The sequence below is a fragment of the Paenibacillus sp. 37 genome (genome assembly GCF_008386395.1).
Lineage (GTDB): Bacteria > Bacillota > Bacilli > Paenibacillales > Paenibacillaceae > Paenibacillus > Paenibacillus amylolyticus_B.
On record NZ_CP043761.1, the window covers coordinates 341,551 to 357,965 of the forward strand.

Sequence of the window (16,415 nt, forward strand, 5' to 3'; positions counted from 1 at the left end):
CATGTCAAAAGTTATTAATATCACAGACAAGTTTTCTACAGAACTGCCGTCCATTCAGATCGGTGAAAAGCTGTATCCGGTCAATAACGGTATTTCAGCCATGATGGCGTTTGAAGAAGCGGCAACAGGCGGCTTGACTGGTATTTTGAAAGCCTTGGAAGGCGCGTTTGGCAAAAAGGCATATAAGGAAATGGATGTCGAGGGCATGAGCATGGGAAATATCATGGTTCTGGCATCGGCAGTTCTTGCGGCGATGATGAACATTACCTATGAGGAAGCGAATGCGCGATTTCAGCGGGAAGTCCAGTCCTGACGGCTGGTATGACCTGTACGAAGATTGGGAACTGATTGAATCCAGTCTTGCCAAGCAGTACGGCATCCGTATTCGGCAGCAGGGAGATATGCCGTGGGAAGAGTTTTGTACATTGGTCGGGGGCCTTATGCCAGATACACCGCTGGGAAGCATTGTATCGATCCGTGCAGAGCAAGACCCCAAGACTATTAAGGGATTCAACACAGATCAGCGCCGAATCTATAACGAGTGGCGAAAACGGCAGGCAGTCAAACAGTTGGACAACCCTGTTGAGTTGGATCAGCAGATGAAGAATCTGGAAGCCGCAATGGCTCGGGCCTTTGGGGGTGAGTAGATGTCAAGTGCAGGCCACGTAGATTTAGACTTGGGCTTGAACTACGGAGCCTTTCAACAGCAGCTCAACGGTATCTCCAGTACCGCTACCAACCTGGTGGGTGGGGCCTTCAAGAAGCTGGGCGGGATCGTTGCCGCGGCCTTTGCTGTCAATAGCTTAAAAGAGTTTGGTAAGGAAGCCATTAACCTGGCATCGGATTTGGCCGAAGTGCAGAACGTGGTTAACGTCACGTTCGGTGCCATGACTAGCCAAATTAATAACTGGTCCACTAACCTTATTGACAGCTTTGGTTTGTCGGAGCTGGCAGGGAAGCGATATGCATCCACTATGGGTGCCATGCTCAAGTCATCCGGGATTTCCGGTGAAGCCATGAAACAGATGTCTGTCAAGTTGACGGAATTATCTGCTGACATGGCTTCTTTTTATAACATCACGAATGACGAAGCGTATTACAAAGTGTTCTCCGGTATGGTCGGTGAGACTGAGCCGCTGAAGCAATTGGGCGTAAACATGTCCGTGGTCAATATGGAAGCCTACGCCATGTCTCAGGGCATCACAAAGTCTTGGTTAGCCATGACCCAATCTGAACAGGCCATGCTTCGGTATGGCTATTTGTTACAGGTTACGGCCGATGCTCAGGGTGACTTTGCCCGTAATGGTCAGAGCTGGGCAAACCAAGTCCGTATGATGTCGGAACAGTGGAACATCTTCAAGGGCACAATGGGTGCGGGATTTATTAATATCCTCACTCCGATCCTGAAAGGGCTCAACTGGATCATTGCCAAACTACAAGTTGCGGCGGCTTATTTCAAGGCATTCACGGAGTTGGTGTTTGGGGATGCAGTGAACGCTGGTGGTGCCGGAATGACGGTGGCCACCGATGCCATGGGCGGTATGGGTGATGCAGCAGCGGCCGCAGCTCCTGCTGTAGAAGATACAGGGAAAGCGGCTGAGAAGGCAGGCAAGAAGGCGAAGAAAGCCGGAAAAGACATGAAGGGCAGTCTGGCCGGATTCGATCAGCTCAATACACTGGCACAATCCGCAGCGTCCGCTCTGGATGATGCCGGGTCAAAGGCGAAGGGCGCAGGTGCTGGTATAGGCGGGGGCTTGGGCGGTTTGGCTGGGTTTGGTGACCTGGACTTGGGCACACCTTCAATTGAGATCGATCCGATCAAGCAGCAAGTGGCAGCCTTCTTGGAAGACATCAAATCCCGATTTAGTAAAGCCTGGGCGTATATCTCTTCGGGCTGGGGCGAAATGCGGCCGGCACTGCAACCGTTCATTGATATGATGGTGCCTATTCGTCAATCGGTATCAAACATGGGCAAGACGTTCTTGGATCTGAAAGACAAGGTTCTTGTTCCGATGGCCAAGTACATTTTGGGTGACTTTATCCCAAAAATCGTTACTGGATTCGTTAAGTCATTCGCTCCTGTCATTGCAAAGCAGATCGTATGGACGTTTGATTTCTTGGATCGGACATTCCGGAATTCCACGGATCAATCCATTAAGTTGTGGGAAAACGTTTGGTTACCAAGTCTGGAGAAGGTGAAGAACGCCTTTGTTACCAATATGCCGTTAATCGCGGCAGCCCTGCAAAGCCTACTGGATGGAACATTGAACCCGTTCACGGATTTCATGATGAATGACTTTGCAATCCCGGTATCTACGGTGCTTGCTGAGACGCTGGTACCCATATTCACAGATACACTGGTCTGGGCCATTGACACATTCACCAAAACGTTCACGAATGCAGTCAACCATATCAACGATCTATGGGACAGCACGCTGAATCCGGCGCTGGAGAAGTTCAGGGATTTGTTCTTGGACATCATTCCGCAGATCGGGAAATCATTTTCTGACTTGCTGAATGGTACGTTAAAGCCGTTTGTGGATTATGCCTTGAACGACTTCATCATTCCGATTGCGGCGAGAGTCATTGATACGCTGGTACCTGTGTTCACGGACACACTCGTTTGGGCTTTCAAGGAAGCAGCCAACACGTTTGAATTTGCTGTAAAAATGATCAATGACATTTACAACACTGTGTTGAAACCCGTGTTTGATTTGATCAAGAAAATTGTTCTGGACACGTTGGAGACAATTAAAGGATTGTGGAATAAATACGGGGCCGAGCTACTTGCGAAGCTGACGGAGTTTATGGAGAACACGCGAAAGCTGTTCCAGAAACTTTGGGACGATATCCTGAAACCGATCATAGAGCCGTTCCTCAAAAAGCTGAATGAAATTTGGGACGGAACACTCAAGGGGATTATCAAACAAATCGGTGAAGTGGTCATGAAGCTTGTTAACGCTGCGCTGGATATCTACAACAAGTTCATTGTGCCGTTGATCGGCTATGTTATTGATAAGCTGGCTCCAAGCTTCACGAAGGGCTTTAACATCATACTGAACATCGTGACAACGGTCATTGAGAGCATAGGTGGCATCATCAAAGGGCTGCTGAAAACACTTGGCGGGGTCATTGATTTTGTGGCGGGTTCCTTCACTGGTGATTGGCGCAAAGCTTGGACAGGCGTAAAAGACATTTTTGGCGGGATATTCGATTCCTTGTACAGCTTGGTCAAAGCACCGCTGAACCTGATCATAGATGGCATTAACAAGGTCATTGAAGGATTCAACAGCTTGAGTGTGAGCATTCCTGAGTTTGAGGTCTTTGGTCAGAAAGTGGGCGGGGGTAACATTGGGGTACCACAGATCCCGAAAATTCCGAAGCTGGCAAAAGGCGGTTTGGCCTACGGGCCTACGCTTGCCATGGTCGGGGATAACCGAGGGGCTTCCGTTGACCCAGAAGTCGTGTCGCCGTTGTCCAAGCTTCAAGACATGATCGGTGGCAACAATCAGCCGATGGTGGAAATCTTGCTCCTGATTCTGGATGCCATCAAGAACGGAGACAAACAGACCGTCATCCAGCTCAACGGTACGGAGCTGGGGCGTGCTACTGTGAGTGCAATAAACGACATTACAAGGCGTCAAGGCCGTTCACCATTAACGACATAGGAGGGATGCAGATTGGAAATCAAAATTAATGGTCAAGTGATTGCCGCTTATCCTTCATCGTACCAGGTGACGGTGCTTGACTTGGATGACGCAAATTCATCCGTGCGTACTGCAAACGGGACCTTGAACCGGGACCGGATAGCAGTCAAACGGCAGATAGACATGACTTGGGGGATGCTGACATGGGCAGAAATGTCCTCCATCCTTCAATCCATGTCCAATGTGTTTTTTGATTGCACTTTTCCAGATCCGATGACAGGGAAACACGAAACCAAACGGATGTATGTCGGCAACCGGCCTGCACCGTTCAGTGTGATGAGTGGCGGCGTGATGTACTGGTCTGGGCTCAAATTGACGCTGACAGAGAGGTGATCAGATGTATCCAATATCGCCGCTCTACACGGATTATTTAAGACGGCCAGACCGGGAATTCATTGTCAAGGCTCTGGTGGGTAGTGAGGAATACGATAGCAGTAGAATTGTGGATTTCAGTATTGAGAACAGTTTGAGCCTGACCGATGGCTTCCAGATCGGGACGGCCATTCCCTCCAAACTGACAATCAAACTTCGAACAATTGAGATCATTCCGGCGAATGCCCGTATCGTGCCGTACCTTTCCCTGTCTCTGGCTGGTCTGACGTGGCTAGAAGCACAGTACCCATGGCAAGACATGAACATCACTTGGACGGGCTCAGGGACGGACTGGTTGCCGCTGGGAGAGTTCTTTGTAGATGATCGGGAGAAGATCAATGATGTCTGGACGTACACCTGTTACGACAAGCTGGTTATGGCTAATGTGGCGTACATATCATCTTTGACGTATCCCACCACACAAAGAGCGGTCTTCAACGAAATTTGCAACCGGCTTGGATGGACGTATGACAGCAGCGTAGTTATTAATCCGGCCTATCAGGTGCAGGCGGGGCCAGCAGGGTACACGATGCGTCAGGTGCTTGAATATATTGCTTCCGCGAATAGCGCAAGTATTTTTATTGATAAGGCTGGCACCTTGAAATTCAAGCGGTTTACAGCTTCCGAAAACCCTGTATTTGAAATGACAACCGCCGATTACGTGGTTGCCAAAATGACCAATCCTGTTAAGTCATACAGTCGTGTAGTGGTGACGTACAACACTGAGGATGAGCTTCAATATGAAGCGGGTACCGGGGATGAGAACCATACCCTCTACCTGGAAAACCCGTTTATGACCCAATCGCAAGTAAACAACTTGCAGGCTACGCTGAACGGCTTCTCGTATCTGCCTTTGACGATGGAAGCGAGGGGATACCCGCAGCTTGAACAAGGTGACGTCATCGGGTTTGAACAGCAAGAGGGCACGACATGGGATGAAACGGTATCCACTTGGCAGGATACGAATATTCCATGGGATGGCGTTGTCAGGTACAAGACCATTATCCTGCATCAAGTATTCAGTTTTGCAGGCGGCTTGAAGATGAGCTTGGAAGCACCGTCTGTGTCCGAACAACGCAGTGAGTTTATCGTTGAAGGCAGCCTAACGCAACAAGTAAACAAGCTGAATAAGGATGCCCTCAAGGAAGGCAAGTCCTATTACGGGGCGACCATCACACGTACTGAGGGATTGATCATTGAGCGGGAAGACCACAGAAGCAAGGCGGTTTTCAACTCAGATGAATTGACCTTCTACCGTGGATCGGATAAGGCCCTTTGGTTTGACTTGCCAAGTAACCGATATAAATTCAATGGTACTCTGGAAGCCGTAGATGGAGTATTCAGCGGAACCTTGCAGGCGGCTGGTGGAACATTCACGGGTGACCTTCGAGCCGCAGGCGGCACATTCACCGGGACATTGCAGGGTGTGAATGGGACGTTCAGCGGAACACTCCAGGCAGCTAACGGAACATTTCACGGCACGTTGATTGCTGGTCGGGTTGAGGGTGGAGAAATCATTGGTTCATACATCCAAGGTGCTGACATCCTGGGTAGTAAGATTAGGACAGCAGCGAGTGGAGATCGGATCGAGCTAGACCCTAATGGATTCACCTTCTATGATTCTGGTAATGCACGCCGGGTCACTTTGGGTACCAATCCATCTGCGAATATCTCAGGTCATACGTACTATAATTCCGGTGGTCAATCCCAGGGGCTTATCTATGCCAATTCTAGCGAGTTGGCGGTCATAGGCAATAATGGATTGCTAATTGGTGCGACATCAGGGATCACAACTTTGCAAGGGAATGTGCGATTTACAGGTGGCAGCGTGAGTGGTTTGTCATTAAGCACTGATCAGGTTGTTGGACTTCAGTCTCAATTGCAATCCTTACAAAATCAAATTAATACTTTAAATTACACCCTGAACAATCACCGACATACTGTAACTACTGCTAACCATAATCACGGGAATAATGCAAACCTACCAGGAACAGGTGGCGGAACCTTTACGACATCAACCCCGTAATGTATCATAATAGGTAAATTGAACCAATACGGAGGTTGAATATGAAAAAGGCTGCATACATCGCCGGAGGTATCTTGATTGGAATGGTTGTTTCGACAGCAGGCGGCGCGTTTGCTGACACTGTGAAAAGTGTAGTTGGCAAAAAGGTTACGGGTGAGTATACGGTGATCGTGGACGGTAAAAAATTGTCGGACAAGGGTGCAGTAATTGACTCGCGGGCAAATGTTCCAGCACGAGCACTGTCCGAAGCGTTAGGGGCTGATGTAAAAGTGTCAGGTAAGACTATCACCATCACGTCAACAGACGATTTACAGAATATATCAGGTTCAGAGCCTACGGACAATCCAGCAGCTACGACATCAAGCAATAAATATATTGGTGGTTCTAAGTCTAGTCTTCAAACTTTAAGAGATAGTATATTAAACAATACTATTAAACCCACTGAGGAAGGCAGACAACGTATTCTCAATCAAATAACTGATCTCAAAAAAGCCGAAGCTGATGGAATACCCGTGAGCAATATTGGTGTTTTTGAAAACGAACTGGCTTCCTATGACAAGATTATCAAGGATGCAAACGCCGATCTGAAGCTGATCGATGAAGCACTCTTAACAGCTAAATAATATCAACATTACCGAGAGTCCATTTCATGGGCTCTTTTTTTGTTGCCCAAAAAGGGGATGATTTCTTGGAAGTGGACGGTATTACCTATAAAAGACCATTGGCGTGCTGCGGATACTGTGGCACGTCTGTTTTTGTTCTGCACAAGGATGTCCAGGCAAAGGAACAGATTTTTGAAAGCATTCTGAAATCCAAAGGGATTCCACCGCAGCCTGATCCGTTTCCGGAGCAGGAACCACGATGCGCTACTTGTGGCGAGGTTTGGACTCAATCTGATTTTACATTGAGGGAGGGTAAAGAACGTGGATGAACAGCGTATTCGGGAAATTATCCGAGAGGAATTGATTGCCCATGACGACCGGATTAAGGCTGAGGTTATCACGATCAGAGTCAATGATCAGATGAAAGCAACTATGCTTGGGGTTCTCAAGAATATGAATCGGGGTGGCACAAGTGAAAATTAGGAAAGTGCTAGAGCTGTCCATCGATGTAGATAACGTGTTTAATGATTTGCCACATATTCTGCGGGCTTTGCTTGATACGATGCCCGACAGCGAATCGAAGCTTGCCTTACTCAACACAATCAAGATGGACGTGGATCATTTTTTGAAAGGAGCTGAAACAAATGGCGAACCGTTACGCGAATCTGGTCGGAAGTAAAAAGATCAATGAGGATTTTGGTAACATCAATATCGGCTTTGACCGTGTGCAGGCTGAAATGGATACCAAAGGCACGCCAGCCGATGCCCAGGCTAAAGCCGATGCAGCTAAGACGGCAGCCATTGCCGCAGCCGCTGCTGATCTGGCTGCACATAAGGCACGTGGAGCCGATGAGCATCCCACGGCAAAGGGAAATGCCGCAGGTTTTATGAGTGCGGCCGACAAGCTAAAATCTGATGCCAGCACCAGCGCTGCAACCCCTGACACGCTCATGCAACGTGACACCGCAGGCCGCGCGAAGGTAGCGGCTCCAGCGGCAACAGATGACATTGCCCGGAAGGCAGAGACAGACGCCATACAAACCAATCTGGACAGCCATACGGGCGATACTGTAAAGCACGTCACACAGGCCGAACACGACAAACTGGATGGTATTGCTGCCGGAGCTGAGGTCAACCAGAATACATTCGCCAAGGTGAATGACGTGGAAGCAACCAGCAAGTCCGATACAGTCACATTTGAAGGCGGTACGGGGATCACGGTCACGACTGATCCAGAAGGCAAACGTGTTGTATTCACGGCAACGGGTGAAGCAACGCCAGGTGCCCATGCATCATCCCATATCACTGGTGGTACAGACGTCATCCCTGACGCTGTGATTGGCGGTTCCAGTGGCCTGATGAGTGGAGCGGATGCCAAGTTTGTCCGGCAGGATGGGGAGAGCAAGACAGGGGCGCAGGCCAAGGCAAACGCAGCCGAACAGGCAGCCAATGCGTATACGGATCAGAAAGTTGGGGAGATCGTTATTGATGACGCATCCTTAACAGATAAGGGTATCGTCCAACTGTCCAATGCAACAGACGGTGAATCAGAAAACGTGGCTGCTACAGAGAAAGCGGTTAATGATGCGCGAAAGGCTGCGATAAGAGATGCAGGTTTAGAAGTTGATAAGACGTACATTCGGAAGAACCGTCCATCTAATCTTTTGCCAAACAGTTCCGCAGAAATGCAGATACAGGGGTGGACTAATGTATCCTCTGTCCCTTTCGTATCTTCTAATGATGTAAATGATGAAGTTTCTACAGCATTTGTAAGTAACGGAGCAACCACAAGTACCAGTAGTATCTTAAAATCTGACAATATTTCGATTCGATCTGGCGTAACTTACACGCTAAGCGCTGATTTTATAAACCCAGGGGGAATTGCTGGACAAATAATTGTAAGTCTTAGAAATGCTTCTGGTGGGTCCTTAGTGGAATCCATTAGTTGCGATGCTGGAACATCCTGGCACCGTAAGGCAAATACCTTCGCATTAGGTCTAGGCACGTACTATGTTGAGCTTTCTATTCCGTTGGGTCTGAGTGGAGTTAATCGTAGGGTTCGGAAAATTATGTTTTCAACTGGTACGGATGGAGACCTATGGAATCAAGATTCTAATGATCGATTGCTTTTTCAATCTGTCAGTGATGGGAAAACAGCCATCGCAGCCGCTATCACTGGCAAGGGAGTAGCAGCATCAGGCAGCGATACATTTCCACAATTGGCTACGAAGATTGGACAAATTGCAACAGGACTTCGGTTTGTTGAAGGTACTGGTACGACAACAGATAATTTCATAACTCAGAGAGGAATGGCATTTAAGCCTAAATTGATATTTTTATCAGTCCTATCAGCAAAACCTCATGATGCATCATCTACTATATACATTAGCAGTTTTAAAATATATTCCGAATACGGAAATGTAGGTAATGGATTAGATACAATGTTTCGATTCCTCTACGGGATAACGGCTGTGAATGGGAGTCCGCTCCTTCAGAATACAGATCCGTTCACTATATATAATGACGGATTTCGAGTCCCATTCGCAGTATCTTCGACTGGGAATACTGGATTAACTTATAAATATATAGCTATAAGCTAAAGGGGGGTTAACATGCAGTTAGGGAATCGTATTATCTACAACCAAGACGGATATATCGTTCATCAAACAGGTGAGGTGCAAGGAGATTTGCTTCCTCGTGCAGAGATCACATCTTTAGATTTTGTTGATTTGGATTACGGCGTAATTGACTTTAATAAACAGCGTATTGTGAAAATCGATCCCGATACAAAACAACCTATATTGGAAGACATCGAATCAACCTTAACGCCTGAAGAACAACGTATAAAAGATTTGGAAGATCAACTATTACTTTTGGCTGATGCCAGCACGGGAGGTATTTTATAATGGTAAACTCAGTTGTTGCTCGGATTGCTGCTGATCGGATCATGAATAAAGGGATGAATCCAAAGACGGGTCAAGTGTACTTACTTGATGACATCACCAATACCGATTATCGACAAGCCGTTGAAGATTATATTTTGGAAAATACCGAAGGAATTTAACAGGCGTTCCAATTATGGAGCGCTATTTTTATGCCCTCTGGAGTGGTCAGGGGGCTTTTTCATATTAGACAGACGGGGGATATGGAATTGGAAAACGTGGGGAAATGGCTTTTGGCTGTGGGTAGTTGGTCGGTGTCTTATTTATTTGGGGGTTGGTCTGGAGTGTTGGGTGTATTGCTTGTATTCGTGGTGCTGGACTACCTGACTGGTGTTGCTGCTAGTTGGATTTCAGGGGAGCTTAGAAGCAAAATCGGGATGTTCGGCATCGCCCGTAAGGTATTTATTTTTGCCATGGTTGCGGTCGGCCACTTGGTGGATGGCATCCTTGGTGATGGCCACTTATTCAGGGATACGGTGGCGTTTTTCTATATTGCGAACGAGTTGCTATCCATCACTGAAAATGGCGGGAAAATGGGAGCGCCTATCCCGGCCGTAATTAAACAAGCCATTGAGGTTCTGAAGGGCAAAGGCGGCAATGATAAAGATAGAGGAGCTGGTACAAATGTATAAAGTATGGATTGATGCAGGACACGGTGGTAAGGATCCGGGAGCTGTTGCAAATGGAGTGTTGGAAAAGGATATCGCACTAAAGGTATCGCTCGGGATCAAGGATCGACTGGAATCCTTATATGAGGACGTGCAAGTGTTACTCTCCAGATCCACGGACGTATTCCTGGATCTTCGTGACCGGACAGCGAAGGCTAATGCTGCAGGTGCTGATATACTGGTATCCGTCCATTGTAACGCTGGCGGCGGCAAAGGTGGCTTCGAGTCATTCAGATACACATCTGCTTCCCAAAACAGCATCAAGCTTCAGGACAAGCTGCACAAGGCGATCACGGCCAAACTGGGCGGCATAGATCGTGGTCAGAAGGCGCAGAACCTCCACATGGTTCGCGAATCCAAAATGCCGGCAGTCCTGACAGAAAACCTGTTTGTTGATGTGGCAGCTGACGCGGATCGTCTCAAGCAAGCGAGTGTGATCGATGCAATTATCGATGGCCATGTCCAAGGGATTGCTACATACTTGGGGCTGGTCAAAACAAAGGAAGACAAGCCAGTGACACAGGAGCAAAACGTTAACGTGCCAAGCAAATGGGCTGAGACGACGTGGAAGGAAGTAACGGATAAAGGATTCTTTGACGGTACACGCCCGGGTGCGACTGTTACTCGTGAGGAGCTGGGGACCGTGGTTAGCCGGATGTTACGCTATATTGAACAAAAAGGATAATTGTGGTAATATAAAAGAAATCCGATAGCATCGGTAAGAAGAGCTCCACTGGCATTACGCTGGTGGAGCTCTTTTTTTTCTCGATTGATAATATTGTAAAATACTAGAATATGATGTAACATTATGTTTGAATAATATTCCATTAAATGAAAGTTGGTGGATTAGATTACTTAAATTGGTTTTACTTTTATGCAATCTTAGGTATTCAGCAACAAATTGAACTAATTTAAAACTTAAAAATGATCTTGGGAGGAATACCTGTGAAAAAGAAATTATTTATGACTTTACTCTCTGTTTTAATGGTGTTTTCTTTTGCAATGCCTGCCTTTGCTGAAGTATCTTCTAAAAATTTTGATTTAGCCCAAAATGGTTCATCTATAAACGTTTTCTCTTATTTGAATGTTGATCCAAAAGGTACAGTTGAATTTAGTATAAATAATATTACTAATCAAGATTGGAATATAAAGGTGATCCTAACTAATGGGAATACCGGAAACTCTGTTGAAAGGTTGTTAACTAAAGCGAGTCCATCTGGTAAATTCACAAATCTTACTGGTTCAGATTCTTACATCATAGCAGTAAAGAATATTGACAATTCTTCTCGCAAAGGAACCTTGAATTTCTCATGGACCGGCACTTGGGGAGGATTTATTAATTAGGTAGTAGTATTGTAGAATTTAATACTTACAAAAAAGAGAGCCCTGTTAACCTTAATTGGTCAGCAGGGCTCTTTGCTTCGCATCTAATGAAGGAGTCTCTAATAAGAAAAGGCGACCCAAAGGTCGCCATTGTGTTTATTTAATCCCAAGTGCATCCTTGACTGAATTTTGCAGAAGCTGAGAGAAGTTCAGTTCAGCATCCTTGCCGGCATCCCGCAGCCATTGCGGAACGGTACAGTTTACTGTGACAGACTTATTTGCCGCTGCATCACGGTATGGAGGTAGAAATACCTCAACAAATACAATCCGGTCACTGGCATCGTTTAACTCAATGTCATCTGGATCGGAAGGCACGGGAATTGCCATATTATTATGCTCCATCTCAAGTATACAGTCGATCAGCATGTTTTTGGCATCTTTAACAGCTGTTTGAATGTTAGGGGCAAGCACCGCTGTACCTGGCACGTCTGGAAAGTACAAACCGACCCCACCGTCATCTGCTTTTTCAACCACCGCAGGAAATATAAATGTGTTCACCAATTTATCTAACCTCCTTAATATTATTTTATTATTATTGATATCAACAACTTATCGCAGAAAAAATTATTGATAACAATAACTTAATGCTAAAAAAAGTGTCAGTACATTATTCAGCTTTTGGGCAGCTATTGAATTATGAAATTCAACTTTTAAGCAGTAATCAACCACGCTAGGATAATATACATGTGAGTATCAATTTATCTAGCTCCCTTAATACTTATTTTTATTCTTGTCGTCTTCGTATATAGAAGATGACGAACCGGTCTATGCCGGAGGCAAGCGATGGCCTAAGAGAAGGGAGGGGTTAAAAAATAACCCCTGATGACTTCTCGATGCTTTTGAGTGTGCCAATCGGTATCGTCTGACCACTGTTGTGGAAACTGATGATAGCAAATCTGGATGGATCATCTTTATGTATCCATTTACTATGGCTTCCGCCGCCAGTATGTGAAGGGGATTTTATAAATCCTTCTTCTTTTAACCGTTTGAGCACTTCTCGTACCGTTCGCTGTTTCGGCATCGTTTACCTCCTTTCTATATTATGATTATAGCACGTGTTATTATGCGTGTCAAATAAAAATGCGTGTAAATATACGCATTAGCGAGAGTTGCAGCAGTGAACATATAAAAGATTAAAGCCCATAGGATAACCTGGGGTTAACTTGTTTCTACTATTATAAAGGGGCAGTCATGGGGCAATTAATTGTGTGTTCAACAATTGTATGCGCTGTTCATGACTGCCCCCATGCAGTTGGAATAGCGGTATATCTATCTTTTGACTATGTTGGATTAGCTCAGAATAGGGTGAGAATCAGCCTTCCAAGCTAATAGCGTGGGTTCGATTCCCATCACCCGCTTATATATTGATAAAGAAAGAGATGGTATTCACCGTCTCTTTCTTTTTTTTGCATTCACAGGCATATTGATCATGATTGTATATAAAGATCACGGATTATATGGCTGATTAGCATGTACCATCAAGTATTCCATCCTCACGATAATATTCCCTCTCTTTTAAGTCTGTTCTTAGTCATTGTGGAGTGTTCAAATAGAGAAGGTCTAACACATGTTCGAACACAAGAATATCTTTTTTTACAATATTTCATAAAAACGCTTACAAAAATAGCTTGCGTAAATCATTAACCTGTAATACCATATCAATTAAGCGCTTAACCTTTAGGGGTAAGGCGCTTAAACTTAACGTAGATTAAGCGCTTAACCCGTAAAGGAAAGGACGGCGATCAAATTCATGAAAACAATTCGACTGACGATGGCTCAGGCACTGCTTCGATACTTGGATCAGCAATATATCTCGGTTGACGGGGTGGAAACCAAGTTTGTGAAGGGAATCATCGGTATTTTTGGACATGGCAATGTAACAGGCATTGGAGAAGCGCTGGAGCGCAGTCCGGGAAGCCTGAAGTATATGCAAGGCAAGAACGAACAAGGCATGGTGCATACGGCAGCGGCTTATGCCAAGCAGAAGAACCGTAAACAGATCTATGCATGTACAACATCCATTGGACCTGGTGCTTTGAATATGATTACAGCGGCAGCTACTGCAACGGTGAACCGGATTCCGGTTTTATTGCTTCCAGGAGATAACTTTGCTACACGGGAACCAGACCCGGTACTTCAGCAGTTGGAAGTGAGCAGTGATTATACAATCTCAGCCACTGATCCATTCAAAGCCGTCAGCAAGTACTGGGATCGCATTGTTCGTCCCGAACAGCTGATGATTGCTGTTACACAGGCGATGCGTGTGCTAACCGATCCAGCAGAGACGGGAGCAGTAACGCTCGCATTGCCACAGGATGTGCAGGCAGAGGCGTACGATTATCCAGAATCGTTCTTTGCACGCAAAGTACATTATCTGGATCGTCGCCCCCCGGTACAGGCAGCCATTGAACGGGCAACGGAGCAGATTGCCCGTGGCAGTAAGCCGTTGCTCGTTGCAGGCGGCGGTGTGTTGTACTCTGAGGCATCCGCCCAGCTCGTGGAATTCGCCGAGGCATTTGGTATTCCGATCGCCGAGACGCAGGCGGGCAAGAGCGCAGTCTCTTGGGACCACCCACTGAATGTGGGGGCCATCGGGGTTACCGGCTCTCTGGCAGCCAATAGGCTGGCGAGAGAAGCAGACGTTGTGATCGGCGTCGGAACGCGGTTCTCGGATTTCACGACGGCGTCCCGCTCTGCTTTTCAACATCCAGAAGCGTCATTCATCAACATCAACCTGAACAGTATGGATGCCGCCAAGTTAGGCGGAGAAGCCATTCTGGCAGATGCTCGCGAAGGATTGCAGGCTTTGCAGAAGGAATTGCAGGAAAGACAATACCGAAGTGCATATGGCGCATCCGAAGTTGCTGATCTCCGCGCTGAATGGAATGCAGAAGTGGATCGGCTGTATGCAGCTCAACATGAAGCAGGGCTGGCACAGACTACAGCAGTTGGCATCGTTAACCGGACCATTGATCCGTCTTCCGTCATAGTGTGTGCGGCAGGCAGTCTGCCGGGTGATCTACATCGTCTGTGGCGTGCGTCTGAACCAAAGACGTATCACATGGAGTATGGGTTCTCCTGTATGGGGTACGAGGTAAGTGGAGCGTTCGGGGCAGCACTTGCCGAGCCGGATCGTGAAGTGTACGCCATGGTTGGTGATGGCAGTTATCTGATGCTGCATTCGGAGTTTGTGACCAGTTTGCAGGAACAGAAGAAGATGACCGTTCTCTTATTCAATAACAATGGATTCCAGTGTATTCATAATTTGCAGCGGGAACATGGTAGTGACGGGTTTGGCAATGAGTTCCGTTATCGGGAATCAGAAAGCGGACGATTGACCGGGGACTACATGCCAATGGACTTTGCAGCTCACGCCCGAAGCATGGGAGCCAAATCTTATAGAGCGGAGACAGCAGAACAGCTGGAACAAGCACTCCGAGATGCGAAGAACGAAACAGTGAGTACGTTGATTGAGATTCAAGTCGTGCCTGGAACCAATGCAGGTGGATACGAGTCATGGTGGAATGTAGGTGTACCTGAGGTATCTGCCGAAGAAAAAGTAGTTCATGCTCATCACACCATGCAAGCCAACCGTGCCAAAGCAAGACCGATCTAATCCGGTTTAATATAGTGAACCACAATGTTGAACGACAAAGGAGACGTGGAGCAATGAGCAAGCTGCCATTCCAGCTTGGGATTCATCCGATCAATTGGGTCGGTGAAGATGTGAAGGAGCATGGTGATGCGACAACGTGTGCACAGATTCTGGATGACATTCAGCGTCTTGGGCTGACAGGCACAGAGATGGGACGTAAGTATCCAACCGATCCCGATATATTGCGTGAGGAATTGAGTAAAAGGAATATCAATCTGGTCTCCCAGTGGAAATCCGTACTGTTCTCCGATCCGGCGTATCGTCAGTCGGAGTTGGACAGTTATCGCAGACATGCGGAATTTCTGCAATCCATGGGCAGTAAGGTGATCAGTACGGCGGAGGTAGGCGGGTCACTTCATTTTGATCCAAGACGAACTCCGAATGAAAAAGAAGTGCTCAGACTCAGTGAATCTGAATGGCATATTCTTGCTGAAGGGTTGAACGAAGCAGGAGCTATTGCTCGTGAACATGGGTTGAAGCTTACGTATCATCATCATGGTGGCACAGTGGTAGAGCAACCGGATGAGATTGATCGACTGATGGAGCTGACAGACCCTTCTCTCGTGTATCTGCTCTATGATACTGGTCATGCCTACTATGGCGGAGCCGACCCACTTGAACTGTTGCGCAAACATTATGATCGGATCGCCTATATCCATCTGAAAGATATCCGCCCGCATGTGCTGGATGAAGCACGCGCGGAGCAGTCTGACTTTGTCGGTTGTATTCGTAGAGGCGTGTTCACCGTACCAGGGGATGGATGCATTGATTTTGCGCCAATTCTGCAAGAACTGATCACACGAGGGTACGATGGCTGGGCGATGCTTGAAGGAGAGCAGGACCCTGCGATTCATAACCCGTATGAGTATGCCAAACGCTCCTTGAACTATATGGAGTCCTTATACCAACACAGCTGATTCGTTCAGCATTGCAGCGGTCAGAGGCCACACCTATGAAGTGAATAAGGAAGAAGGCCAGCAAGAGTATAACGTTACGATTGGAAAATAAAACTGACTTACTCTAGCCGTTTACGAGTTCTTACGATGGAATGAATAACTAG

General features: G+C 46.8%; 19 protein-coding genes. 17 read left to right on the forward strand and 2 right to left on the reverse strand.

Annotated features, from left to right (window positions below; genetic code table 11):
• Position 1: 1 nt before the first annotated feature.
• The 15 genes from F0220_RS01635 (at position 2) to F0220_RS01695 (ending at position 11,661) form a co-directional block, all read left to right on the forward strand.
• Positions 2 to 313 (forward strand): hypothetical protein, encoded by a 312-nt coding sequence (locus F0220_RS01635; protein ID WP_105597973.1) that lies wholly within the window; start codon positions 2 to 4, stop codon positions 311 to 313.
• Entirely contained in the window at positions 282 to 647 is a 366-nt protein-coding gene (locus F0220_RS01640; RefSeq protein ID WP_223199828.1) for a Gp15 family bacteriophage protein, read from the forward strand. Before F0220_RS01635 ends, F0220_RS01640 begins: the two co-directional genes overlap by 32 nt.
• Positions 648 to 3,668 (forward strand): phage tail protein, encoded by a 3,021-nt coding sequence (locus F0220_RS01645; protein ID WP_105597975.1) that lies wholly within the window; start codon positions 648 to 650, stop codon positions 3,666 to 3,668.
• A 12-nt stretch (positions 3,669 to 3,680) separates the two neighbouring features.
• Complete coding sequence (locus F0220_RS01650) at positions 3,681 to 4,040, forward strand: DUF6711 family protein (RefSeq protein WP_105597976.1); 360 nt, start codon at positions 3,681 to 3,683, stop codon at positions 4,038 to 4,040.
• A gap of 4 nt (positions 4,041 to 4,044) precedes the next feature.
• Entirely contained in the window at positions 4,045 to 6,105 is a 2,061-nt protein-coding gene (locus F0220_RS01655; RefSeq protein ID WP_105597977.1) for a bactofilin family protein, read from the forward strand.
• Between the two features lie 41 nt (positions 6,106 to 6,146).
• A complete protein-coding gene (locus F0220_RS01660; protein WP_105597978.1) occupies positions 6,147 to 6,728 on the forward strand; it encodes a stalk domain-containing protein in 582 nt (193 codons plus the stop codon).
• A gap of 26 nt (positions 6,729 to 6,754) precedes the next feature.
• Positions 6,755 to 7,036: a hypothetical protein gene (locus F0220_RS01665; RefSeq protein ID WP_105597979.1), complete on the forward strand. Its 282-nt coding sequence runs from the start codon at positions 6,755 to 6,757 to the stop codon at positions 7,034 to 7,036.
• Entirely contained in the window at positions 7,029 to 7,190 is a 162-nt protein-coding gene (locus tag F0220_RS32350) for a hypothetical protein (RefSeq protein WP_181155331.1), read from the forward strand. Before F0220_RS01665 ends, F0220_RS32350 begins: the two co-directional genes overlap by 8 nt.
• Entirely contained in the window at positions 7,180 to 7,386 is a 207-nt protein-coding gene (locus F0220_RS01670) for a hypothetical protein (RefSeq protein WP_105597980.1), read from the forward strand. The genes F0220_RS32350 and F0220_RS01670 overlap by 11 nt, the downstream gene beginning before the upstream one ends.
• Complete coding sequence (locus F0220_RS01675) at positions 7,352 to 9,307, forward strand: phage tail protein (protein ID WP_105597981.1); 1,956 nt, start codon at positions 7,352 to 7,354, stop codon at positions 9,305 to 9,307. The genes F0220_RS01670 and F0220_RS01675 overlap by 35 nt, the downstream gene beginning before the upstream one ends.
• A gap of 12 nt (positions 9,308 to 9,319) precedes the next feature.
• On the forward strand, positions 9,320 to 9,613 hold the full coding sequence (locus F0220_RS01680; protein WP_105597982.1) for a hypothetical protein: 294 nt from the start codon (positions 9,320 to 9,322) through the stop codon (positions 9,611 to 9,613).
• Entirely contained in the window at positions 9,613 to 9,771 is a 159-nt protein-coding gene (locus F0220_RS32355; protein ID WP_181155332.1) for a hypothetical protein, read from the forward strand. Before F0220_RS01680 ends, F0220_RS32355 begins: the two co-directional genes overlap by 1 nt.
• An 81-nt stretch (positions 9,772 to 9,852) precedes the next feature.
• Positions 9,853 to 10,281, forward strand: a complete 429-nt coding sequence (locus F0220_RS01685) for a phage holin family protein (protein ID WP_105597983.1) — start codon at positions 9,853 to 9,855, stop codon at positions 10,279 to 10,281.
• Positions 10,274 to 11,002, forward strand: a complete 729-nt coding sequence (locus F0220_RS01690) for an N-acetylmuramoyl-L-alanine amidase (protein WP_105597984.1) — start codon at positions 10,274 to 10,276, stop codon at positions 11,000 to 11,002. Before F0220_RS01685 ends, F0220_RS01690 begins: the two co-directional genes overlap by 8 nt.
• Before the next feature lie 260 nt (positions 11,003 to 11,262).
• Positions 11,263 to 11,661 (forward strand): hypothetical protein, encoded by a 399-nt coding sequence (locus F0220_RS01695; RefSeq protein WP_105597985.1) that lies wholly within the window; start codon positions 11,263 to 11,265, stop codon positions 11,659 to 11,661.
• A 135-nt stretch (positions 11,662 to 11,796) separates the two neighbouring features.
• On the opposite strand, the gene F0220_RS01700 is transcribed toward F0220_RS01695, so the two are convergent.
• Positions 11,797 to 12,198 carry a type II toxin-antitoxin system HicB family antitoxin gene (locus F0220_RS01700; protein ID WP_105598447.1) on the reverse strand — a complete coding sequence of 134 codons (402 nt, stop codon included), beginning with the start codon at positions 12,196 to 12,198 and terminating at the stop codon, positions 11,797 to 11,799.
• A gap of 307 nt (positions 12,199 to 12,505) precedes the next feature.
• Positions 12,506 to 12,721: a type II toxin-antitoxin system HicA family toxin gene (locus F0220_RS01705; RefSeq protein WP_105597986.1), complete on the reverse strand. Its 216-nt coding sequence runs from the start codon at positions 12,719 to 12,721 to the stop codon at positions 12,506 to 12,508.
• A 729-nt stretch (positions 12,722 to 13,450) separates the two neighbouring features.
• Here F0220_RS01705 and iolD point away from each other — a divergent pair.
• On the forward strand, positions 13,451 to 15,316 hold the full coding sequence (gene iolD / locus F0220_RS01710; RefSeq protein ID WP_105602502.1) for a 3D-(3,5/4)-trihydroxycyclohexane-1,2-dione acylhydrolase (decyclizing): 1,866 nt from the start codon (positions 13,451 to 13,453) through the stop codon (positions 15,314 to 15,316).
• A gap of 53 nt (positions 15,317 to 15,369) precedes the next feature.
• Positions 15,370 to 16,272 (forward strand): myo-inosose-2 dehydratase, encoded by a 903-nt coding sequence (iolE, locus tag F0220_RS01715; protein WP_105602504.1) that lies wholly within the window; start codon positions 15,370 to 15,372, stop codon positions 16,270 to 16,272.
• Positions 16,273 to 16,415 lie beyond the last annotated feature (143 nt).